Origin of the sequence: Amycolatopsis lexingtonensis, from assembly GCF_014873755.1 — a bacterium.
In the GTDB taxonomy this organism is placed as follows: Bacteria; Actinomycetota; Actinomycetes; order Mycobacteriales; family Pseudonocardiaceae; genus Amycolatopsis; species Amycolatopsis lexingtonensis.
This window is the reverse complement of sequence record NZ_JADBEG010000001.1, coordinates 912,103-933,903: the sequence shown is the minus strand read 5'-3', so window position 1 is coordinate 933,903 and position 21,801 is coordinate 912,103. Positions and strand designations below refer to the sequence as shown.

18 protein-coding genes and 2 tRNA genes are annotated in these 21,801 nt (G+C 72.6%); 5 read left to right on the top strand and 15 right to left on the bottom strand.

Annotation, left to right across the window (positions count from 1 at the left end):
* The first annotated feature begins 74 nt into the window (after positions 1-74).
* Complete coding sequence (locus tag H4696_RS04460; protein ID WP_192782067.1) at positions 75-1,529, top strand: MFS transporter; 1,455 nt, start codon at positions 75-77, stop codon at positions 1,527-1,529.
* Positions 1,530-1,640: 111 nt separating this feature from the next.
* Positions 1,641-2,387: an SDR family oxidoreductase gene (locus H4696_RS04455; RefSeq protein WP_086864675.1), complete on the top strand. Its 747-nt coding sequence runs from the start codon at positions 1,641-1,643 to the stop codon at positions 2,385-2,387.
* A gap of 18 nt (positions 2,388-2,405) precedes the next feature.
* Here H4696_RS04455 and H4696_RS04450 read toward each other — a convergent pair whose 3' ends face one another.
* On the bottom strand, positions 2,406-2,657 hold the full coding sequence (locus H4696_RS04450) for a DUF4287 domain-containing protein (protein ID WP_086864674.1): 252 nt from the start codon (positions 2,655-2,657) through the stop codon (positions 2,406-2,408).
* Between the two features lie 63 nt (positions 2,658-2,720).
* Positions 2,721-3,452: a class I SAM-dependent methyltransferase gene (locus H4696_RS04445; RefSeq protein ID WP_086864673.1), complete on the bottom strand. Its 732-nt coding sequence runs from the start codon at positions 3,450-3,452 to the stop codon at positions 2,721-2,723.
* A 102-nt stretch (positions 3,453-3,554) separates the two neighbouring features.
* Here H4696_RS04445 and H4696_RS04440 point away from each other — a divergent pair, with 102 nt between their 5' ends.
* The gene (locus H4696_RS04440) at positions 3,555-4,151 is read left to right on the top strand and encodes a TetR/AcrR family transcriptional regulator (RefSeq protein ID WP_086864672.1); all 597 of its coding nucleotides are present in this window, start codon (positions 3,555-3,557) and stop codon (positions 4,149-4,151) included.
* Positions 4,152-4,210: 59 nt separating this feature from the next.
* Here the strand turns inward: H4696_RS04440 and H4696_RS04435 are convergent.
* Both H4696_RS04435 and H4696_RS04430 read right to left on the bottom strand, forming a co-directional pair.
* Positions 4,211-4,282, bottom strand: a tRNA-Val gene (locus H4696_RS04435).
* Positions 4,283-4,319: 37 nt separating this feature from the next.
* Positions 4,320-4,394: transfer RNA gene (locus H4696_RS04430), tRNA-Val, on the bottom strand.
* A gap of 191 nt (positions 4,395-4,585) precedes the next feature.
* Between H4696_RS04430 and H4696_RS04425 the strand changes: the two genes are divergently transcribed.
* The gene (locus H4696_RS04425) at positions 4,586-6,040 is read left to right on the top strand and encodes a DHA2 family efflux MFS transporter permease subunit (protein ID WP_086864671.1); all 1,455 of its coding nucleotides are present in this window, start codon (positions 4,586-4,588) and stop codon (positions 6,038-6,040) included.
* Between the two features lie 81 nt (positions 6,041-6,121).
* Here the strand turns inward: H4696_RS04425 and H4696_RS04420 are convergent, their stop codons facing one another.
* Positions 6,122-7,012 (bottom strand): transposase family protein, encoded by an 891-nt coding sequence (locus H4696_RS04420; RefSeq protein ID WP_086864670.1) that lies wholly within the window; start codon positions 7,010-7,012, stop codon positions 6,122-6,124.
* A gap of 262 nt (positions 7,013-7,274) precedes the next feature.
* Between H4696_RS04420 and H4696_RS04415 the strand changes: the two genes are divergently transcribed.
* Positions 7,275-8,117, top strand: coding sequence for a transposase family protein (locus H4696_RS04415; protein ID WP_086864916.1), 843 nt, complete (start codon positions 7,275-7,277; stop codon positions 8,115-8,117).
* A 299-nt stretch (positions 8,118-8,416) separates the two neighbouring features.
* Here H4696_RS04415 and H4696_RS04410 read toward each other — a convergent pair whose 3' ends face one another.
* From H4696_RS04410 to H4696_RS04365, 10 genes are all read right to left on the bottom strand, one after another.
* The gene (locus H4696_RS04410; RefSeq protein ID WP_086862383.1) at positions 8,417-11,752 is read right to left on the bottom strand and encodes a serine hydrolase; all 3,336 of its coding nucleotides are present in this window, start codon (positions 11,750-11,752) and stop codon (positions 8,417-8,419) included.
* Positions 11,753-11,777: 25 nt separating this feature from the next.
* Positions 11,778-12,689: an ABC transporter ATP-binding protein gene (locus H4696_RS04405; RefSeq protein WP_086862382.1), complete on the bottom strand. Its 912-nt coding sequence runs from the start codon at positions 12,687-12,689 to the stop codon at positions 11,778-11,780.
* A complete protein-coding gene (locus H4696_RS04400; RefSeq protein WP_192782066.1) occupies positions 12,686-14,575 on the bottom strand; it encodes a dipeptide/oligopeptide/nickel ABC transporter permease/ATP-binding protein in 1,890 nt (629 codons plus the stop codon). The genes H4696_RS04405 and H4696_RS04400 overlap by 4 nt, the downstream gene beginning before the upstream one ends.
* Positions 14,575-15,555: an ABC transporter permease gene (locus tag H4696_RS04395; RefSeq protein WP_086862381.1), complete on the bottom strand. Its 981-nt coding sequence runs from the start codon at positions 15,553-15,555 to the stop codon at positions 14,575-14,577. Before H4696_RS04395 ends, H4696_RS04400 begins: the two co-directional genes overlap by 1 nt.
* Positions 15,552-17,138, bottom strand: a complete 1,587-nt coding sequence (locus H4696_RS04390; RefSeq protein WP_086862380.1) for an ABC transporter substrate-binding protein — start codon at positions 17,136-17,138, stop codon at positions 15,552-15,554. The genes H4696_RS04395 and H4696_RS04390 overlap by 4 nt, the downstream gene beginning before the upstream one ends.
* Positions 17,135-18,025 carry a serine hydrolase gene (locus H4696_RS04385; RefSeq protein WP_143265210.1) on the bottom strand — a complete coding sequence of 297 codons (891 nt, stop codon included), beginning with the start codon at positions 18,023-18,025 and terminating at the stop codon, positions 17,135-17,137. The genes H4696_RS04390 and H4696_RS04385 overlap by 4 nt, the downstream gene beginning before the upstream one ends.
* Positions 18,022-19,401 carry a serine hydrolase domain-containing protein gene (locus H4696_RS04380; RefSeq protein WP_086862379.1) on the bottom strand — a complete coding sequence of 460 codons (1,380 nt, stop codon included), beginning with the start codon at positions 19,399-19,401 and terminating at the stop codon, positions 18,022-18,024. Before H4696_RS04380 ends, H4696_RS04385 begins: the two co-directional genes overlap by 4 nt.
* A 104-nt stretch (positions 19,402-19,505) precedes the next feature.
* Positions 19,506-19,685, bottom strand: coding sequence for a hypothetical protein (locus H4696_RS04375; protein ID WP_086862378.1), 180 nt, complete (start codon positions 19,683-19,685; stop codon positions 19,506-19,508).
* A gap of 104 nt (positions 19,686-19,789) precedes the next feature.
* Positions 19,790-20,893 carry an o-succinylbenzoate synthase gene (menC, locus tag H4696_RS04370; RefSeq protein ID WP_086862377.1) on the bottom strand — a complete coding sequence of 368 codons (1,104 nt, stop codon included), beginning with the start codon at positions 20,891-20,893 and terminating at the stop codon, positions 19,790-19,792.
* Positions 20,890-21,774: a GNAT family N-acetyltransferase gene (locus H4696_RS04365; RefSeq protein ID WP_086862385.1), complete on the bottom strand. Its 885-nt coding sequence runs from the start codon at positions 21,772-21,774 to the stop codon at positions 20,890-20,892. The genes menC and H4696_RS04365 overlap by 4 nt, the downstream gene beginning before the upstream one ends.
* Between the last annotated feature and the right edge of the window lie 27 nt (positions 21,775-21,801).

Here is a 21,801-nt window from a genome sequence, read left to right as displayed (position 1 = left end):
CGTGATCAGTCAACCGAAGACTGCTACGCTAAGTCAAGCGACTGATTTAATTCGGACATCCCGACGGAGGACCCGTGCCCGACCCAGCCACCCCCGGCGGCGAGACGCCGTCGCGCGCGAACCTCGTCGTGGGGGTCCTCGCCTTCGCGGGCATCGTCGTCTCGCTGATGCAGACGCTGGTCATCCCGCTGATCCCGGCCCTGCCCGGGCTGCTGCACGCGTCCGCGGCCGACGCCACCTGGGCGATCACCGCCACCCTGCTCGCGGGCGCGGTGGCGACGCCGACGGTCGGGCGGCTCGGCGACATGTACGGCAAGCGGCGGATGCTGCTGCTCAGCCTCGGCGCGCTGGTCGCGGGTTCGACGATCGGCGCGCTGTCCGACAGCCTGGCGCCGATGGTCGCCGGCCGGGCGCTGCAGGGCCTCGCGGCCGGCGTCATCCCGCTCGGGATCAGCATCATGCGCGACGAACTGCCCGCCGAGCGGCTCGGGTCGGCGACGGCGCTGATGAGCGCGTCCCTCGGCGTCGGCGGCGCGCTCGGTTTGCCCGCCGCGGCGCTGCTGGCGGAAAACGCCGACTGGCACGTGCTGTTCTGGACCGCGACCGGGCTCGGGCTCGTGGTGGTCGGCCTGGTCGTCGCGCTCGTGCCGGAGTCGCCCGTCCGCACCGGCGGCCGCTTCGACGTGCCGGGCGCGGCCGGGCTGTCGATCGCGCTGGTGTGCTTGCTGCTGGCGATTTCCAAGGGCGCCGACTGGGGCTGGGGCAGCCCGGCGACGCTGGGCCTGTTCGCGGTCGCGGTCGTCGTCCTGCTGCTGTGGGGCCGCTGGGAACTGCGGACGGCGCAGCCGCTGGTGGACCTGCGCACGACCGCGCGGCGCCAGGTGCTGCTGACGAACATCGCGTCGGCGGTGTTCGGCTTCGCGATGTTCGCGATGTCCCTGGTCCTGCCCCAGCTCCTGCAGCTGCCGGCGGCGACCGGCTACGGCCTCGGCAAGTCGATGCTGGTGGTGGGCCTGGTGATGGCGCCGTCGGGGCTGGTGATGATGGCGCTGGCCCCGGTGTCGGCCCGCATTTCGCGCACGCGCGGCCCGAAGACGACGCTGATGCTCGGCGCGGTCGTCGTCGCGGCCGGGTACGCGCTGGGCATCGGGCTGATGAGCGCGACCTGGCAGCTCGTGGTGGTGTCGAGCGTCATCGGCGCGGGCATCGGGCTGGCGTACGGCGCCATGCCGGCGCTGGTGATGGGCGCGGTCCCGGTTTCGGAGACCGCGGCGGCGAACAGCCTCAACACGCTGATGCGCTCGATCGGCACGTCGGTGTCGAGCGCGACGGCGGGGCTGGTCCTCGCGCGGCTGACCATCTCCTTCGGACCGGTGAGCCTGCCGTCGCAGAACGGGTTCCGGCTGGTGCTGGCGATGGGCTCGGCCGCGGCGCTGATCGCACTGGCGGTCGCCGCGTTCCTGCCCCGGCGCGTCCCCGCGACGCCGGCGGCGGCGAGTCCCGAACCGGCCGCCGCGGCCGGCCGCTGACCGGCCGCCCGCCGGGCCGTTCGCGCACGGTGCGCGTCCGGTCAGCGGCGGGCGGAAACCTCGGGTCAGCACCGGGCCACGGACGGCCCGGACCGACCGGAGGAGCCGGACATGACGAAGAACGCTTTGGTGACCGGAGCTTCACGCGGGATCGGCCGCGCGATCGCCCGCCGGCTCGCCGCGGACGGCGCTCGCGTCGCGGTGCACCACGGCGGCAACGAAGCCGCGGCGAAGGAGACTGTCGGGCTGATCGAGGACGCGGGTGGCCACGCCTTCCCCGTGTTCGCCCGGTTCGGCGAGGACGGCGCCGTCGAGCGGCTGGCCGAGGCGGTCGGCGAGGCGGTCGACGGCCTCGACGTCCTCGTGAACAACGCGGGCATCGGCTCGCACAGCACGATCGGCGAGCTGACCGAGGCCGAGCTCGACCAGCTGCTCGCGGTCAACGTCAAGACGCCGATCCTGCTGGTCCGGCGGCTGCTCCCGCTGCTCAACGACGGCGGGCGGATCGTCACCGTCGGTTCGATGGCTTCGCGGATCGCGGTGCCGAGCCAGATCGCCTACACCGTCAGCAAAGCCGCCGTCGAGGCGCTCGCCCCGACGCTCGCGAACGAGCTGGGGCACCGCGGGATCACGGTCAACACGGTCGCGCCCGGGCCGATCCGGACCGACCTGACCGAGCAGCTGCTGGCGATCCCGGAAGCGGCGGCCGGGCTCACCGCGATGACCGCGCTCGGCCGGATCGGCGAGCCCGAAGACGTCGCCGACGTGGTCGGGTTCCTCGCCGGGCCGGACGGCCGCTGGGTCACCGGCCGCACCCTCGACGTCTCGGGTGGCACGTACCTCGGCCCGATCGGATGACCCGCCCGGCCGCCCGGATCACGTCCGGGCGGCCAGGCCGTCGAGGTGGAGCACGCCGTCGGTGTGGTGCGCGGCCACGAACTCCGGCCCCTTCGTCACGAGGCGGGCGATCGCCGTCGCGTGGCCGTGACCCAGGCCGTGGTCCGTCTTCAGCCACGTGACGATCTCGGCGTGCTTCGTGAGGTTCTTACCCGCCGCCAGGTCGAGGAAGGCGCGCGGGGTGATGCCGGTCTGCTTCTCGGCGTTGTCGAGGTAGGCCTGGAAGGACATGGGGACTCCGTGGGTCGGCGAAAGGTCGTGACCGTCCCAAGTTCTCACCGACAACTTTTTTTGTCAAGACTTCATCGCGAACACCGCCAGCGTCGTGTACGGCAGCACGAAGGGTTCGTCGATCGCCGCGCCGACGGCGGCCAGCACCTCCGCCAGCGCGTCCGGCTCCAGCCGCGTCAGGCCGCCCGTCGTCGGCAGGAAGTCCAGCCATTCCTCGCGCGTGTACCGCTTTTCCCAGGTGAACCGCCGGAGTTCCGGCGCGCCGAAGGCACCCGACGCCCGGATCCCGTCGGCGAACCCGGTGAACATCACCTCGTACAGCTCGGCGGCGCTCCTCGATTCCGCGGCGAACGGCGAGCCGGGCATGGCGGCTTTGAGCGCGGCCTCGACCGCGGCGGGCGGCTGGAAGACGTGGGCGAACACGGCGAGCAGCCCGCCGGGCCGCAGCACCCGCGCCGCCTTCGCCGGACCGGTGGCCGGGTCGACCCAGTGCCAGGCCTGCCCCGCGACGACCGCGTCGAACGTGCGCCCGGCCGGGTCCCACTCCTCGAAAGTCGCGACTTCGACGTCGGTCCCCCGCGACCGCGCGAACGCGGCCATCCGCGCGTCGGGGTCGACGCCGAGCACCCGGCACCCGGCGGCGGCCAGCTGCCGCGCCTCGATCCCGGTTCCGCAGCCGACGTCGAGAAAGTCCGGCCCGGGGCTCGCGGCGCGCACCGCGGCCACGAGTTCTTCCGGGTACGGCGGGCGCGCGCGGTCGTAGCGTTCGGCGTCCGTCCCGAACGATTCGGCCATTCGGCGTGCTTCATGCGGTTGAGTGGGCATGCGCCCACTCTAATGGGCAAACGCCCACTCGGACAATGCGCGTTCGCCTCCGGCGTACCGGAGAATGGGGTCATGCCGACCGGGGTCCACCTGCGCGACGTGCGCCAGCAGCTGTTCACCGCCGCCGAACGCGTGCTGCTGCGCGACGGCGCGAACGCGCTGACCAGCCGCGCGGTCACCACCGAAGCGGACGTCGCCAAGGGCGTGCTGCACCGGTACTTCGCCGACTTCGACGACTTCCTGGCGGAGCTGGTCCGCGAGCGCATCGCCCGGCTCCAGGACCAGGCCGCGCTCCTGGAGGCCACCGCGGGAACACGAAGGGTCACGGAAAACGTCGCCGCGACCCTGACGGAACTGTTCGACCCGGTGACCGTGGCGCTCGTCAGCCTGCTGTTCTTCCGCGACGAACTCCGCGCCCGGTTACGCCGACCGGGTGACGGCCTGCCCATTCTGGTGGAAGCACGCGCCATGCTCGCGGACTACCTGAAGGCCGAGCGCGAGCAAGGCCGCATCGCCGCGGACGCGGACGTCGATTCCCTGGCCCTGTCCTTGATCGGCGGCGGCCACTTGCTGTTCGCGAGCCGCCGGGGCGTCCTGCTCGACGAGCGCGAACTCACGAAGGTGGTGGACACGGTCCTCGCGGACGTGCTGCAGCGCAGGCTGTTGTGACCGTCCGAAGTGGACCAACGAAAAGGCCCCGCTCGCCGGAAGCGAACGGGGCTGTCGAGTGGGCGATACTGGGATCGAACCAGTGACCTCTTCGGTGTGAACGAAGCGCTCTCCCCCTGAGCTAATCGCCCGTGGTACCAACTTCCACGAAATCCGGGGGTGGTTTCGTGGTGCGCGATACTGGGATTGAACCAGTGACCTCTTCCGTGTCAGGGAAGCGCTCTCCCGCTGAGCTAATCGCGCGCTGCGGAACTTGGTACTGACGGAAGCATATCGGACGCTCTCAAGGCCCGTCACGGGGGTCTCCTCCATCGTGCGGTGTGACCCGCTGCACTGCGGAAATCGCCGTGACACCGGGGGCCGGAAACGGGCAGACTGCACAAGACAGCCCGCGGTTTCGCCGGGCCGGCCGACCCAGGAGAGCTCCCGCCCCGATGACCGACACCGATTCCCGTCCGCCCGCCGACCTGAACCGCGCTCCGGTGCGAGCGGGGCTCCTCATCGGGGTCCTCGTCCTGTCCGCGTTCGTGATGATCCTCAACGAGACGATCCTCAGCGTCGCGCTGCGCGACCTGACCGTCGACCTCCGGGTGCCGACGACGACGGTGCAGTGGCTGACCAGCGGGTTCCTGCTGACCATGGCCGTCGTCATCCCCACGACCGGGTTCCTGCTGGAGCGCTTCTCGCCGCGGCAGGTCTTCCTCTTCTCGCTCTCGGCGTTCAGCCTCGGCACGCTGCTGTGCGCGCTCGCGCCCGGCTTCGGGATGCTGATGACCGGGCGCGTGGTGCAGGCGTGCGGCACGGCGGTGATGCTGCCGCTGCTGATGACGTCGGTGATGCGGCTCGTGCCGCCTGAGCGGCGCGGCGCGACCATGGGCACCATCACGATCGTCATCGCGGTCGCGCCCGCGATCGGGCCGACCATCGGCGGTGCCGTGCTGTCGTCGCTGGGCTGGCGCTGGATGTTCTGGATCGTGCTGCCGCTGTCGATCGCCGCGCTGGTGGCCGGGGCGCTGCAGCTGAAGCTGGACAGCGAACGCCGCCGGGTGCCGCTGGACGTGCCGTCGGTGCTGCTGTCCGCGATCGGTTTCGGCGGCGTGCTGTACGGGCTGTCCGCCGGCGGCGAACAGGCCGGGGTCGAGCCGCTGGTGCCGGCCTGGGTGCCGATCGTCGTCGGCGTCGTCTCGCTGGCGGTGTTCACCTGGCGCCAGCTGCGGCTGCAACGCCGTGACCGCGCGCTGCTGGACCTGCGGCCGTTCACGCACCGCAGCTTCGTCGTCTCGCTGGTGCTCACCGCGCTGCTGTTCGTCTGCCTGATCGGCGCGGCGGCGATCATGCTGCCGCTCTACCTGCAGACGGTGCTGCACACGAGCACGTTCGTCAGCGGACTGGCCGTGCTGCCCGGCGGGCTGGTGCTCGGTCTGCTGGGCCGTCCGGTCGGCGCGCTGTTCGACAAGGTCGGCGCGCGCCCGCTGGTCATCCCCGGCGCCGGCGCGATGGCCGTCTCACTGTGGTTGTTCACGATCCTGGGCCCGAACTCGCCGCTGATCGCGGTGATCGGGATCCACGTGCTGCTGATGGCCGGGCTCGGCCTGATGATGACGCCGCTGTTCACCGAGTCGCTCGGCGTGCTGCCCGAGCACCTGTATTCCCACGGCAGCGCGATCCTCTCGACGCTCCAGCAGGTCGCCGGCGCGCTCGGCACCGCGGTGTTCGTCAGCGTGGCCACGATCGGCAGCGACGACAAGACGGCGGGCAGCCCGGACGCTGCGGGCCTGCACGCGGCGTTCGTGGTGGCGGGCTGCATCGGGCTGGCCGCCTTCGCGGGCACCTGGCTGATCCGCGCCAAGAAGCCGGGGACGGCGCCGGCGGCCGCCGCGCACCACTGATGACAAGCCCCAAGCGCCCCAATGGGGTTGTTTCATCGTGGTATGTGCTGGTCAGGGCGGGTTGACCGGGTCTGATAACGCTCAAGCCGGACCGGACCGGGCAGCATCGCGGACGCTCTGCTCGTGCTGAGTCAGCACGAGCAGAGCCCGCAGCAACGTCGTCGCATGACGGGGGTCGAGACGGAGCTTGTCCAGCACCCGCCAGGCCTTGAGCGCGGCGAAGCCTCCCTCAACCGCGCAGCGCATCGCGGCGAAGGCTGCGTTGGCCTGCTTCTGTGCCTTGGTCAACGGGCGTCGGGCTTCGGCTTTGTAGGGGGTGAGCACGACCTGCTCACACCGGCCACCACACTCGGTGCAGTCACCGGTGGTGCGGACGTCTTTGTGCCAGCCGTGGAAGCCCTTGTCCCCGGCCGGGGTCAGGCTGTACTCGTGCAGCCGTTCCCGCAGGCGTAGCCGGCGGGCGGCGGTGATGTCGGCGGTGCGGCCTGGCAGCGCCGCCGAGATCCACAACAGCCGGCCGGTCTCGTCGGTCAGGGCGAGCACGACCAGGCCGTGGTGTTTGTGCTTGCCGCTGTAATTGGCTCGGTTGGCTTTTCCGGTGCGGCGGCGGGTCCGGATCAGGGTGCCGTCCACCAGCACCACCTGCGCACCCCGGGCTGCTTGGCGGCGCAGGACCCGGTTCAGGCGGGTGGCGCGGGCGGCGAGCAGGGTGATGGCTTCCAGTACCCAGCGGCGCACCGTGGAGGCGGAGACGCCCATGCCGGCTCCGAGGTGGGCCAGGCGCGGGTCGTCGCGCAGTACGGCGAGTACGACCAGTGCCTGGGCGGCGGGGTCGGCTTTGCGCCAGCGGGACCGCAGCTGACGGCGATGGGCGCGGATCAGCTCGGCCAGCATCTGCAGGGTCGGCTGCGACAGCGGCAGAACGACCTGGTAGGAAATGGGGTCGAAGCCCTCGGCGGGTTGTTGACTCACATCTCGATCTTGCCGAGGGCTTCACTTGTCACCAGGGCCGCCACGCTGGTCCGGCATCCACTTCCTGCCATCACAGGCAACCAGCCGGAACCCAGCTCCCTGACCAGCCACAATCAGGATGAAACAAGCCCAATGTGGCGTTCGGTGCGTTGGACGCACCCAATGAGGTTTTCTCAGTAGCGGTGTGGTTCCGCGAATAGGCGTGGGGCCCCTGGTAGGACTGGATTTGCGAAGATCAAGTCCGAGGTTCCAGAGGCCCCACGTGATCAATTATGGCGCCACCCTCGACGTGGCGCGCGAGCTGGTCTGGTTCGTTGCCCGTGTCCTGCAGACCGAGCGGCTGCGGCGCGGCACCCGCCGCGGCCGGCGCGCCCTGACCCCCTACCGGCACGCGGTCCTGGCGCTGCGCTGGTTCCGCGACGCCACCCCCGTGCACCGGCTGGCCACCGACCACCACATCAGCACCGCCACCGCCTACCGCTACCTGCACGAAGCCATCACCGCCCTCGCCGCCCAAGCCCCGGACCTGCACCAAGTCCTGGCCGACCGCCGCGCCCGGGGTGACACCCACGTGATCCTCGACGGCAGCCTCATCTCCTGCGACCGGGTCGCGGCGACCACGACCAAAACCAAAGGCAAGAACCGCGGCCGGACCGTGCACCTGTGGTACTCGGGCAAACACCGAGCCTTCGGCGGAAACATCCAGTTCCTGGCCAGCGCCGACGGATTCCCGCTGTGGGTCTCCCCGGTGCTGCCCGGCTCCCGCAACGACCTCTCCGCCGCCCGCGACCTCGACATCATCGGCGCGTTAACCGCCGCCGCAGCCCACGGCCTGCCCACCCTGGCCGACAAGGCCTACCACTCCGCCGGCATCGGCATCTACACCCCGGTCAAGAAAGCCGCCGGCCAACCACCCCTCCACCTCCGCCAACGGGTCTACAACCAGCTGCAATCCCGAGCCCGCGCCCTCGGCGAACGCGCCATGGCCATCCTCAAAACCCGCTGGTCAGCCCTACACCGCATCAGCCTCTGCCCACACCGCATCGGCACCATCGTCCAAGCAGCCCTCGTCCTCACCCACCACGAACACCACGGACGCTACTGAGAAAACCTCAATGTGGCGTTCGGTGCGTCAGACGCAACCAACGCCACATTGGGGCGCTCGAAGCCGGGAAAAAGAAAGTCCCGCTTCCGCTCGGCGAAGGCTGGGGGGAACCTGCGAGCGGAAGCGGGAGTTCGAGGCCGGTACGGGGGTCGCCTCGCGGCGAAAGGCTCAACACGGCTCCAGCCGGACTGGTATTCCGTGAAGGCAAGGGGTGAGGCCCGGGGACTCCGCCGTACCGACACCCCTTACAACGCCCTACGCCACGCGGTGTTCCCTCGGCCGCCCCGACGTGACGGGGCTCATCCCGCGGCCTTCGGGGTCGCCCGCACGCCTGTGTGCAGGTACTGCTCCCCCGTCGGCAGCGTGTAGAACGTCACCGAGACCCACCCCCGCATGCCCGCCGGGCTGTGCGCGAAGTGGCCGGGGCCGACCGCCACCAGGTCGTCCTCCGTCGTCGGGTCCGGCACCAGCTCCGCGAGCGAGCCCGTCACCGTCTGGCGGATGCGCAGCTGCCCTTCCCTGGTCAGGATTTCGATGCGCATCGACTCCCGCTCGTACACGCCCAGGTACTCCGAGACGTCCAGTTCCGGCGGCGCCGCGGGCGGCTCGAAGGGACGCGGCATCGCGACACCGGCCAGTTCCGCGAAGATCTCCGCGTAGAGCTCCTCGTACAGGTCGTGGGCGCTGCCGCCGTTGGTGAGCAGCGTGACCGCCAGCCCGTGCGCCGGCAGCACCCGCAGGAACGCCGACTGGCCGATCGTGTTGCCGTCGTGGCCGATCAGGCGGTGGCCGTCCCAGCCGAAGCGGATCCAGCCGAGGCCCCACGAGTCGCCGAGGGTGTGCTTGTCCGGCATCTCGACCTGTTCCTCGGTCATCGCCGCGGCCGACTCCGCCGACAGCACCCGCGTGCCGTCCGGGCCGACGCCGCCGGCCAGGTGCATCCGGGCGAAGGCCAGGACGTCCGACGCCGACGCCGTGATCAGGCCGGCCGGGCCCGCCGAGCGCGGGAGGCCCCACGCCGGCGCGGGCTGCGGGTCCTCGTCGCCGCTGGCCACGTGGCCCATCGCCGCGCGGAACAGCAGCGCTTCCTCGGGCAGGGTGCCCGTGCGGGTCAGGCCGAGCGGGGTGAACAGCCGCTCGCGCAGGGCCGCGTCCCACGTCTTGCCGGTGAGCTTCTCGATCACGCGGCCGATGAGGATGAACCCCGAGTTGCAGTACGACAGCGTCGCGCCGAGCGGGTGGGTCTGCGCGGCCTGGTCCAGCACCTCGACGTACTTCTCGACGCAGTCGTCGCCGCGGCCGGTGTCGGTGAAGACGTCGCCGTCGATGCCGCTGGTGTGCGTCAGCAGGTGCCGCAGCGTCACCTTCTTCGTGACGTCGGGGTCGGCCAGCCGCAGCTCCGGCAGCACGTCGGCGATCGGGGCGTCCAGGCTCAGCAGGCCCTCGTCGACCAGCTGCATGGCCACGGTGGCCGTCCACACCTTGCTGATCGAGCCGATCTGGAACACCGAGTCGTCGGTGACCTCGACCCCGGTGGCCTTGTTGAGCACACCGAAGCTCGCGACGACCTCGTCGTCGCCGCGCGCGATGCCCAGCGCCGCCCCGGGGACGCGGTGCTTGCGCGCGAGCTCGGCCAGGCGCCGCCGCCAGTGCGCGGCGTCGAGCGGGACGCGCGCCGGCCGGCCCGGCTCGCCCGCGTGCTGCTCGACCCAGTCCACGATCCGGCGGTTGAAGTCCACGCGGTGCGACGGCCGCCCGTCGAGGATGAACAGGTGGGACGAGCCGGGGTAGAACACCAGCCGGGTCGGCACGCCCTGCTCGCGCAGCGCGGTGAACCACTGCTCGGCCTGCCCGGGCGGGCACCGGTCGTCCTGCGCGCCGTGCAGGACCAGCGTCGGCGTGCGGACCTTTTCCACCTGCGCCAGCGGGGAAAGCGCCGCGTAGTGCGCCCGGTTCTCGGTGGCGAGCGCGCCGAGTTCGGCGACGCCGAGGTAGTGCCCGCTGTCGGAGGTGCCCCCCATGCTCACCAGGTCGCTGACCGCGCCGCCCGCGACGGCCGCGGCGAACCGGTCGTCACGGCTGGTCAGGTAGCAGGTCATGAAGCCGCCGTAGCTGTAGCCGGACACGGCGAGCCGGCGCCGGTCCGCCACGCCCTCGGCGACCAGGTCGTCCAGCGGCTCGAGGAAGTCCTTGGCGTCGGCCACGCCCCACGCGCCGACCGCGCCGGTGAAGAACGCTTCGCCGTAGCCGTCGCTGCCGCGCGGGTTCAGCAGCAGCACCGCCCAGCCGCGGGCGGCCAGCTGCTGGTGGTAGACGTGCACGGCGTCCGCGGTGCCGCTCCACGCGTTGTGCGGGCCGCCGTGGATGTCGAGCAGCAGCGGCAGCGGGCCGGTGCGGGCCGGGTCGCGCAGCAGCCAGCCGTGCACGACCGTCCCGTCGGAGATGGTGAACTCGCGCTCCTCGTGGGTGAACAGCTCGAGCTCGTCGTCGCCGTGCGAAGTGCGGACGGTCACCGCTCCCCCGCCGACGCCGACCGTCGCGATCTCGCCGTACGACGTCGCCGTGGTCAGCACGACCGCCGCGGTGTCCCCGGCGACGCTCAAGCCCGCCACGGAGTTCCCGTTCCCGCCCAGTACCAGCCGCGGCTCGCCGCCGGTGACGTCGACGGCGTAGAGGTGCGTGTAGCCGCGGTCGCGGACGCAGAACAGGACTTCGGAGCCCACCGGCTGCGGCAACGCGCCCGGGTAGCCCGGGCCGCCCGGCATCACGTTGCGGTCGAGCGGCGCGGCCAGGTCGACGGTCTCGCCGCCGTCGAGCGGCACGCGCAGCAGCCCGGCGTGGCCCGTGGCCGTGTCCTGGCGGCCGACGGCGAGCAGCGCGCCGCCGTCGGTGGTCCACGTGACCGTCCCGCACTCGCCTTCGGCCGAGCCCACGAGCCGGGGTTCGGCCGAGCGATCGGCGGCGTCGAGGACGTACGCACCCGACCGGAAGGTCAGGTCGCCGTCGGCGTCGCGGGCCGCCGGGAAGGCCAGCCGCGCGCCGTCCGGCGACCAGGCGGGGTCGCCCGCGTGCCAGTCGCCCGACGTCATTCGGCGAACCTCGCCGGTGGCGACGTCGAGGACGTGGACGTGCTTGCGCAGGGTGCGCAGGAACCCGGCGCCGTCGGCCTTGAAGTCGAGCCGGTCGGCGACCACCGGGGCGTGCGCGCGCCGGCCTTGCGCGGCTGCGTCCTCGCCCTCCTCGGCGTGGAGGTCGATCGGGGCGCTGAAGGCGATCTCGGCGCCGTCGGGCCGCCACACCGGCGTGCCCGCGCCGAGCGGGAGCGTGGTGACCTGCTCGGGTTCGCCGCCGTCGGCGGGCAGCAGCCACAGCTGCGCCGGGCCGTCCTGGGCGCGCAGGAACGCGATCCGCGTGCCGTCCGGGGAGAACACCGGTGCGACGTCGGCCTTGCCGCGGGTGAGCCGCCGGGCCGGGCCGCCGCCGGTGGCGACCTGCCACAGCGAGCGGGTGACTTCGTCCGCGTCGCGGTCGGCGGCGCTCACGACGTAGGCGATCCGGGCCCCGTCGGGCGAAATCGCCGGGTGCTCGGGGAATTCGAGGGCGTACAGGTCGTCGGTGCCCAGACGTCGGGTCATGCGGATCTCCTTGTGGGAAACGGGTTCACGCGGCGAAGTGGCAGGCTGCCCGGTGCGGGCGGTGGTCGGTGGCCGGGTCGGTGCGGACGCAGACGGTGCGGTCGGCGTGCACGAGCGGCCCGACCGGGCACCGCGGGTGGTAGCGGCAGCCGGACGGCGGGTGGTGCGGGTCGGCGGGTTCGGTGTCGGCGAGGAGGTCGTCGCCGTCGAGCAGGTTGCGGTGCGTGGACGGCGCCGCGGCCAGCAGTTCCTTGGTGTACGGGTGCCGCGGGTCGGTGAGCACCTGCTCGGCGGGCCCGGCTTCGACGATCCGGCCGAGGTACATCACGGCGACGATGTCGCTGACGTACCGCACCACGGCGAGGTTGTGGGAGATGAACAGCATCGACAGCGAAAGCCGCCGCTGCACGTCCCGGACGAGGTTGAGCACCGCGCCCTGCACCGAGACGTCGAGCGCGGAGGTGATCTCGTCGGCGATCAGGACTTCCGGCTGCCCGGCCAGCGCCCGGGCGAGCGCGACGCGCTGCCGCTGCCCGCCGGACAGCTGACCGGGCAGCGTCCCCGCCCGATCGGGGTCCAGGTGCACCAGTTCGAGCAGCCGGGCGACTTCGGCCTGCCGTCCGGGGCCGCGCGGCATCGCCTCGGCGATCGACTCGCCGATCGCCATCCGCGGGTCCAGCGACGAATACGGGTCCTGGAACACCATCTGCAGCGGGCGCCGCCGGGGCAGCTTCCGCACGTCGGTGCCGCCGAGCCGGACCCGGCCCGCGCTGACGGGCGCGAGCCCGGCCGCCGCCCTGGCCAGGGTCGACTTGCCCGAGCCGGACTCGCCGACCAGGCCGACGACCTGTCCGGAAGGGACGGTCAGGGTGACGCCGTCGACCGCGGTCAGCTTGCCGTAGCGGACACTCACGCCGTCGAACTCCAAGGCACTCATGCGGCACCCTCCTCATGGGACTGTCCGGAAAGGACACCGGCGGGCGGGTGCCAGCAGGCCACCCGGTGCCCGGCGCCGGCCGGTTCGAGCACGGGGTCCTCGGTCCGGCAGCGCTCCGACGCCAGCGGGCACCGGTCGGCGAACGCGCAGCCGGCCGGCACCTGGTCCGGCGCGGGCGGGCGGCCGGGGATCACTTCCAACGGCTCGTCGCGGTCGGTGTCGAGGTCCACCGTGGTGGCCAGCAGCGCCCGCGTGTACGGGTGCCGCGCTTCGCCGCCGGAGGGCAGGTCCTCCACGACGCGCCCGGCGTACATCACCAGCATCCGTTCGCACGTCTGGGAAACGACGGCGATGTCGTGGCTGATGAGCAGGATCGCCGCGCCCTCGGTTTCGCGCGTGCGGGCGAGCAGGCGCAGCACCTGCCGCTGCACGGTGACGTCGAGAGCGGTGGTCGGCTCGTCGGCGATGACGAGCTTCGGCTCGCCCATCAGGCCCATGCCGATCATCGCGCGCTGCCGCATGCCTCCGGAGAACTCGTGCGGGTACTGCCGCGCCCGCCGCGCCGCGGCCGGGACGCGCACCGCGGCCAGCTTCTCGACCGCGCGGGCGAACGCCTGGCGCCGCGACAGGCCGTGGTGCCGCTCGGACACCTCGGCCAGCTGCCCGCCGACCCGGCGGGCCGGGTTGAACGACGTCATCGGGTCCTGGAACACCATGGCCAGCGACGTGCCGAGCTCGCGGTCCGTCGCCGACGCCAAGGGCTTCCCGGCGAACTCGAGCCGGTCGGCGGTGACCACGCCGGGTGCTTCGATCAGGCGGGACACGGCCAGCGCGGTCAGGCTCTTGCCCGACCCGGACTCGCCGACGACGCCGATCGCTTCGCCCGCGCGGACGGTGAAGCTGACCCCGCGCACCGGCACGGTCCAGCCGTCCGGTCCCGGGAACGCCACCTGGAGGTTTTCGACGACGAGCACCGCGTCGGGCGCGGGTTCGCCGGCGGGCGCGGGCCGGGGCACCGGGAGCGGGCCCGCCGCGCGCCGGGTCGCGCACGTCCGGACCCCGACCACCGCGGCGACTGTCTCCCCCACCAGGTTGAACGCCAGCCCGGCGAGCACCACCGCCCCGGCGGGCGCGAGCGCGGCCACCGGGCTGACGTAGATGCCGTCCAGGCCTTCGCGCAGCAGCCGGCCCCAGTCGTAGTCCGGCGCCTGCACGCCGATCCCGAGGAAGGACAGCCCGGCGAAGGCGAGCAGCGACGAGCCGGCCCCGATGGTCGCGTTGACGACGAGGGGCTCCCCGATGTTGGGCAGCACGTGCCGGGCCAGCAGCCGGATCCGGCCGACACCGGCGATCCGGGCCGCGGCGATGAAGTCGCGCCCGCTCACCGACGCCGACAGCGTCTGCACCAGCCGGGCGAACCCCGGCGCCATCGCGAACGCGATCGCCAGCACCGCGCCCTGCGTGCCGACGCCGAAGATCACCGCGAAGAACAGGGCCAGCAGCAGCCCGGGGAACGCCACCGCGATGTCGACGGCCGCGACGAGCAGCCGCCCCGCCCACCGGGGCAGCACCGACGGCAGCGTCCCGAGCACGACGCCGGTGCCGACGCCGATCACCGTCGCGAGGACCGCGAGCCCGATCGAGAGCCGGGTCGCCACCAGGGTGCGGAGCAGGAGGTCGCGGCCGAGGGAGTCGGTGCCGAACGGGTGCGCGCCCGACGGTCCCTGGCCGATCGCGTCGGTGTCGATCGCCGCGGCGCCGTCACCCCACACGAGCGGGGCCACCACCGCCAGCACGACCACCACCGCCAGCAGCACCGCCGAGCACGCGCCCACCGGGGTGCGCACGGCCGCCAGCCACACCGAACCACGTCGTCGCACGGTCATCAGGCCTCCCGGATCGCCGAGCGGGGGTCGAGCAGCCCGAGCACGACGTCGACCAGCAGGTTGACCAGCAGCACGCCGACGCCGTAGACCAGCACGATCCCCTGCACCAGCGGGTAGTCCTTCGTCACGATCGACTGCACGATCGTCGAGCCGAGGCCGGGCCAGGCGAACACGTTCTCCACCAGGACCGTCCCCGCCACCATCGAAGTCAGCATCAGCCCGCCCAGGGTGAGCGTCGCGGTCAGGGCGTTCGGCAGCGCGTGCCGGACGTAGACCAGCCGCGCGGGCAGCCGCTTCGCCCGCGCGGTGCGGACGAAGTCGGCGCCCAGCACGGAAAGCAGCTCGACCCGGACGATCCGGGCCAGCACCGCCGCCGGCCCGATCGCCAGTGCCGCCACCGGCAGCACGTACCCGCTGACGTCGTCGGCGCCCGCGACGGGGAACCAGCCGAGGCCGACGGCGAGCAACGCCACCAGCCCGACCCCGATCAGGAATTCGGGGATGGCGGCGACGAGCACGCTCACCGACGTGAAGCCCAGCTCCGCGCCCCGGCGGCGGCCGCCGCGCGTGAGCACCGCGAAGCCGACGCCCACCGGGACCGCGACGGCGACCACGACCGCGAAGGCCAGCACGGCCAGTTGCAGCGTCGACGGCAGCCGGTCGCCGATCACCTGCGCCACCGGCTGCCCGCTCGCCATCGACGTCCCGAAGTCCCCGGACAGCAGGTTGCGCACGTAGTGCCCGTACTGCACCCACAGCGGGTCGTCCAGGCCCAGCTCGGCCCGTTTCGCCGCCACCAGCGCGGCGGGCGCGGTCATCCCGAGCGACGCGCGCACCGGGTCGCCGGGGACCAGGTGGATCATCAGGAACGCCGCGGTGAGCAGTGCCCACAGCGAGACGGCGAAGCGGGCCAGCCGCCGCGCGGCGAACGCCGGCCACGGGCCGCCGCGCAGCCGGGGTGGTGCCGCCGCCGTGGTCACTTCGCCAGCATCCGGATCGACGACGGCGTCAGGCTGCCCTGGCTGAGGGCGAACTTCGCCCCACTGGCGTAGGTCGGCACGACGGAGTCGAAGTAGGGCACCGCGTCGACCCGCTTGATCAGCGCGGTCTCCGCCGCGTTCCAGTCCGCGCAGCTCGCGTCGCCGGGCTTGGTGGCCGCCTGCTGGGCGCCCTGCTCGTACCCGGGGTTGGCGATGTGGGCGAAGTTCGTCCCGTCGGGCGCGGCCGGGCCGGAGACGAACGGCACCAGCTGGCTCGGCAGCGAGAACCCGACCGGGCCGAGGGAGACCTCCCACTCGCCGGTGCCGAACAGGACCTGGCTGAGTCCCGGGCTGTCGACCGCCTTGAGCGTCACGTCGGCGCCGAGCGACTTCCACGTCTGCTGGACCAGCTCCGCGGTCGGCGCCATCGTCGGGCCGAGCTGGGTGCCGTAGAGGACGGTGAGGGAAAGCTTCTTTCCGTCCTTCGCGCGCACGCCGTCCGCGCCCTTCTTCCAGCCCGCCGCGTCCAGCGCCGACGCCGCCGCGGCCGGGTCGTGGGCCGGGAGGTTGCCGGTGACGGTGTCGCCGGGGCACACCTCCGGCTCGTTCGTGATCATGCCCTGCGACGGCCGGCCGGCGCCGCTGGTCAGCACCTTGCCGAGCTGGGGCAGGTCGAGCGCCTGGGTCAGCGCCCGGCGGACGGCTTCGTCCTGCCCGGGCCGCCCGGCCGCCTGGTTGTAGAACACCTCGCCCATCGGGGCCGTGAAATCGGCGTGGAAGAGCTTGCGCCCCTCCAGCCGCTGCCGGTCCGGCCCGTTGATCTGGGCCGCGTTCAGCTCGCCGGACAGCAGCAGGTTGGTGGCGGTCGTGGTGTTCGGGATGACCCGCACGACGACCTTGTCCGGCAGGCCCGGCTCCGCCTTCCAGTCGCCCGGGCCCCACGCGTAGTCCTTGCGGCGGGTGAACGTGTAGTGATCGTTGGGCACGGACTCGGCGACGGTGAACATCCCGGTGCCGGCCTCGCCCTTGGCGAGCAGCTTCCGGTCCGCGAGCCCCTTGGCGCAGGCGATCGGCACCCCGCCGATGTTGCGGGCCAGGAACGCGTCGGGCTTGCCGCTGGTGACGCTGATCGTGCCGGCCGCGTCCGCGGTGGCCTTGGTGCCCGGCGCGATGTACAGCCCGGCAATCGGCGACTTGTTCGCGGGGTCGCCGATGAAGTTGATGTTGGCCGCGACGTCGGCGGCGGTCAGCGGGCTGCCGTCCGCGCACGTCAGGCTCTGGCGGAGAGTGAAGGACGCGGTCGTCGTCGACGCCTCCCACTTCGCGGCCAGCCCGGCGACCGGCTTGCCGGCGTCGTCGAGGTTCAGCAGCGTGTCGTAGAGGAACCGGTCGACCTGGAGAGCCACCGACAGCACGGTCATGTGCGGGTCGAGGCTGCCGGGGTCGGAGCCGACGCCGAGGCTGAACGTCTTGCCGTCGACCGGGGTCCCGTCCCCGCTGCCGGCGCTGCCCGATCCCCCGCAGGCGGTCGCGGTGAGCGCGAGCACCCCGAGCACGACCCCCGCCGTCCGAGTCCTGGTCATGGTGTGTCCTTCCGGAGGTGGTCCACGGCGAGGCGGGCGGCCTTGCCGATGGCGGCGTCGACGGCGGGTTGCCGCTCGGCCAGGGAGTCCGCGCGGGTGAAGACCGCGACGGCGAAGCGGCGGCCGTCCGGGAAGGACAGGACGCCGGCTTCGTTGCGGACCGCGGGCAGGGTGCCGGTCTTGGCCGCGATCCGCACGTCGGAGCCGAACCCGGAGGAGATCCGGTGCGGCCAGATCTGCTGCGCCATGATCGTGCGCACCCGCTCGCACGCGGCCGGTTCGGCGGCGCGGTCGGTCCAGATCGCTTCGAGCAAGGTGGTGATCTCGCGGGGCGTGGACGCCGTCGTCCGCTCCGGGTCGAGCACCGCGAGCTTCCAGGTCTGCTCGGGGGTCGCCCCGGCGAACACGGCGTCGAGGTCGGCGTCTTCGCCGGCGCCCAGGTCGGCGAGCACCGAGGCGAACAGGTCCTCGCAGCAGCCGATCAGCCGGGTGCGGCCCAGGCCGAGGTCGGCGAGGACGCGGTCGACAGCGGCCTGGCCGACGCGGTGGTAAATGACGTCGGTCGCCGCGTTGTCGCTCATGGTCAGCATGAACAGCGCGAGGTCGCGCCAGCTCATTTCCACGTCGTCGGCGCAGCCCGCGGTGCCGATCCCGCCGATGCGGTAACGCTTCCCGACGCGGACGCGTTCGGTTTCGTCGAGCCGGCCGGCCACGACCTCGCGGGCGTAGGCGACGGCGACCGGGATCTTGAACACCGACGCCAGCACCACCGGGTCGTCCGCGCCGACGGCCACCTCACCGGCACCACCGATCTCCCGCGCGTGCACGAAACCCCGCGCGCCGGCTGCCAGGAAGGCGTCCGCGATCCGTTGTTCGACCTTGCTCACGCGCTCACCCGCCGGTCGGCGCGGCCGGTGTGCAGGTACAGCGCGCGCCCGGTGCCGTCGTCGCCGACGAACGCGTGCGGCAGGTACATGCCCTGCATCGGCTCGGCCAGGATCAGCGTGTCGCCGTTCATCGCGACCAGCTCGGTCTTCTCCGGCTTGGCCAGCTCCGCGAAGATCCCCTTCGGGACCCGCTCGACCCAGACGCGGCCGTCGTCGTCCTGGCTGACCGTGATGTCCGCGACGGACGACGAGTACTCGCCGACGTACCGCGTGGCGTCGATCCGCGGGGCGTCCGGCTTCGGCACCGGCGGTGCGGTGAGCTCGATGCCGGTCAGTTCCTTCAGCAGGTGGCCGACGACTTCGTGGTAGACGGCGATCGGGTTGCCGCCGTTGGTCAGCAGCGCGACGGCGACGTCGTGCCCGGGCGCGAGGCGCAGGAAAGCGGACTGGCCGATCGTGCCGCCGTCGTGGCCGACGACCGCGCCGCCCTCCGACAGCGACCAGCCGAGGCCCCACGCGTCGCCCATCAGGCCGAGGTCGGGCAGCTCGACCACGCGCTCCCGCATGGCGCGGGCGCTTTCCGCGCTGAGCACGCGGGTGCCGTCCGGGCCTTCGCCGTCGCGCAGGTGCATGCCGGCGAACGTCACCAGGTCGCGCGGGCGCATGGCGAGCATCGCGCCGGCCGGGGCGTTGGACGCGGCCAGCGCCCAGACGCCGGCGGGTTCCGGGTCGGCGCCGGGCCCGGGCGTGACGTGCCCGAGCGCGGCCCGGAACCGGATGGCCTCGTACGGGCTCGCCGCGGCGTGCGTCAGTCCCAAGGGGACGAACAGGTGCTCGGCCAGGCACTCGTTGTAGGACTTGCCGCGCAGCACTTCCACGACCCGGCCGAGCACGCAGAAGGCGGCGTTGTTGTAGGAGAACATCTCGCCGGGCGCGAACAGCTGCGGGACGTCGCCCAGGGTGGCGACGTACTTCTCGACGCAGTCGTCGCCGCGGCCGGTGTCGGTGAAGATGTCGCCCTCGAAGCCGGACGTGTGGCACATCAGCTGCCGGACCGTGATCCGCGCGGCGGCCTCTTCGTCGGCGATCTTGAACTCGGGCAGGTACTTCCGGACCGGCTGGTCGAGGTCGAGCAGGCCCTCGTCGGCCAGCTGCAGCGCCAGCGTGGTCGTCCAGATCTTGGTGATGGAGCCGATCTGGAACAGCGAATCGGTGTCGGCCTCGACCCCGGTGCCCTTGTTGAGCACCCCGGCCGCGTGGTCGATGATCTCGCCACCGGCGTACACGGCGACGGCGGCGCCCGGCACCTTGTGTTCGGCCAGCAGCGCGGGGAGGCGGCGGTCCAGCCAGGCGGAAAGTTCGGTGAGCTTCGACATGGTTGCCTCTCGTGGCGACGGTGGGGGAACCCGGCGATGCGGGGATGCTAGGACGGGTGCCGGGGCCGCCGATTCGTCGAAACCGACGAGACCCGGGGAAACTTTCATCGCGGGCGACGAACCGCCCGCAGCCGGTGGCCCACGCCGGCGCGCAGCGCCGCGTACCGCACCGCGACCAGGACCCTGACCCGCGACGTCGTGACGACCGCACCGGCCGCGTACGAGCGGGCCCGCGCGCCGGCCCCCGCCGCCCAGCGGCTGAGCACCTGTTCGGCTGACTCCATGGGACCCTCCGTCCGTTGTGGACTATCCGGCGACCGGCGGCACTTTCACGTGAAAGTGACCACCAGGGGGCCGCACTTTCACGTGAAAGTGCGGCCCGGTGCGGTCATGACGCGAGCCACGCCTTCGCGGTCGTCACCTCGGCCAGCCGCTCCGGGATCGGCGCGACGCCGAGACCGGGACCGGACGGCACCGGCAGCCGGCCGGCTTCCAGGACGAACGGCTCGGTGATGTCGGTGCGGTAGAACCGGTCCGACGCCGAGGTGTCGCCCGGCAGCGTGAAGCCGGGCAGCGACGCCAGTGCGACGTTGGCGGCCCGGCCGAGCCCGGTCTCGATCATCCCGCCGCACCAGACCGGCACGCCGTGCGCGGCGCAGACGTCGTGCACCCGCCGCGCTTCGAGGTAGCCGCCGACCCGGCTCGGCTTGATGTTGACAATCCGGCAGGCGCCGAGCCTGATCGCGTCGGCGGCCGAGCGCGCGGAGACGACGGACTCGTCGAGGCAGATCGGCGTCCGGATGTGCTTCGCCAGCTCGGCGTGCCCGAGGACGTCTTCCTCCTCCAGCGGCTGCTCGATGAGCAGCAGCTCGAACGGGTCGAGCCGTTGCAGCTGGGGCACGTCCGAGAGCGTGTACGCGGTGTTCGCGTCGACCTGGAGCAGGATGTCCCCGAAGCGTTCGCGGACCGCGCGGACCGGCTCGACGTCCCAGCCGGGCTCGATCTTCAGCTTGATCCGGACGTACCCGTCGTCGAGGTAGCCGGCGACGACATCGAGCAGCTTCGGGACGGTGTCCATGATGCCGACCGACACCCCGCACGGCACAGAGTCCGTTGTGGACCCCAGCGCGGTCCCGAAGGACACGCCGTGGGCGCGCAGCTCGGCGTCCAGGACCGCCATTTCCAGTGCGGCCTTGGCCATCCGGTGACCCTTGAACTTCGCCAGCAGCGGCGCGACCTTGTTCGCGGTCAGGTCCCCGGCGGCGAGCAGCGCGGGCACGAGGAAGGTGCGCAGCACGTGCTCGACACCGTCGACGTACTCCGAGGAGTAGAGCGGGTCGACCATCGCGCCGCACTCGCCCCAGCCCTCGCCTTCCGACGTCACCGCCCGCAGGAGCAGCAGTTCGCGCTCGGCCTGCGTGCCGAACGACGTCCGGAACGGTGCCACCAGCGGCATCCGGACGCGGAGCAGTTCCACCCCGGTGAGTTTCACGACGTGCGCTCCTTCGCGACCACGTACCAGCCGGCACGATCGAATCCGGTGACCGACGCCCCGCCGGCCATCAACCCGCCCAGGACGTCCCGCAGCGCGACCCGCCACGCCCGGCCCAGCTCCGGGTCGGTCCGCCGGAGCGCCTCGATGTCCGGTGGCACGGCGACGAGCACTGTGGCCGCGTCTGCGGGGCCAGTGACCGGCGCCCCACCGGCGTCCGCGGCCAGCGCGACCGCGGCGCCCTGCTTGCGCAGCGCAGCGGCGTCCGCCCGGGCCGGGGCACCGCCCGCGGCCGCCCGCACCGGCGGGCTCGTCAGGTTCCACACGGCCAGCAGCCGGTCGGTGTCGCCGGCGCCGTTGATGCCGTCGTGCATCGGGCCGTAGAAGTCGGGCAGGTAGTGGGCCGGGCGGGCGGCGAGCTTGGTCAGGTTGAAGTGGGCGTTGCGGCGCACCAGCGGGTCGAACGTCCAGGAGATCTCTTCGACGTCCTGGCGCAGCGCCCACGCGCGCTGGTGCAGCTTGAGCGCGAAGCCGATGCCGCGGCCGTGCCCGCGCGTGGCGACGCCGGCGATGTGGCTGTGCAACCCTCCCTTCGCCGGTCCGCCGAAGAACCCGAAACAGGCACCGAGCAGTTCGGGCCCGTCGAAGGCGCCGGCCACGTAGTTGCCCGCCGAGACCATGGCGCGCAGCAGTTCGGCGGTCACCGGCGGGTTTCCCGGTTCGGGGCGCCAGATCGACTCGAAGAGCCGGGTCACGGCGGCCAGGTCGGCGACCTCGGCCAGGGTCCGGACGGCGACCCCCGAGGTCGTGGCGGCGGTGGCCGCGGCGGCGGCCGCCTCGTCCCGCAGCGGCGGGGCTGTGTTCGTCACGACTTCAGTCACGCTGACGATCCTCTCCGGACCCGGCCC

Bases quoted from the DNA above. Each gene is read 5' to 3' on its own strand.
- H4696_RS04375 (WP_086862378.1), bottom strand. From the start codon at position 19,685: ATGGAGTCAGCCGAACAGGTGCTCAGCCGCTGGGCGGCGGGGGCCGGC.
- H4696_RS04400 (WP_192782066.1), bottom strand. From the start codon at position 14,575: ATGACCGTGCGACGACGTGGTTCGGTGTGGCTGGCGGCCGTGCGCACC.
- H4696_RS04405 (WP_086862382.1), bottom strand. From the start codon at position 12,689: ATGAGTGCCTTGGAGTTCGACGGCGTGAGTGTCCGCTACGGCAAGCTG.
- H4696_RS04425 (WP_086864671.1), top strand. From the start codon at position 4,586: ATGACCGACACCGATTCCCGTCCGCCCGCCGACCTGAACCGCGCTCCG.
- H4696_RS04450 (WP_086864674.1), bottom strand. From the start codon at position 2,657: ATGTCCTTCCAGGCCTACCTCGACAACGCCGAGAAGCAGACCGGCATC.
- H4696_RS04440 (WP_086864672.1), top strand. From the start codon at position 3,555: ATGCCGACCGGGGTCCACCTGCGCGACGTGCGCCAGCAGCTGTTCACC.
- H4696_RS04380 (WP_086862379.1), bottom strand. From the start codon at position 19,401: ATGTCGAAGCTCACCGAACTTTCCGCCTGGCTGGACCGCCGCCTCCCC.
- H4696_RS04455 (WP_086864675.1), top strand. From the start codon at position 1,641: ATGACGAAGAACGCTTTGGTGACCGGAGCTTCACGCGGGATCGGCCGC.
- H4696_RS04390 (WP_086862380.1), bottom strand. From the start codon at position 17,138: ATGACCAGGACTCGGACGGCGGGGGTCGTGCTCGGGGTGCTCGCGCTC.
- H4696_RS04445 (WP_086864673.1), bottom strand. From the start codon at position 3,452: ATGGCCGAATCGTTCGGGACGGACGCCGAACGCTACGACCGCGCGCGC.
- H4696_RS04410 (WP_086862383.1), bottom strand. From the start codon at position 11,752: ATGACCCGACGTCTGGGCACCGACGACCTGTACGCCCTCGAATTCCCC.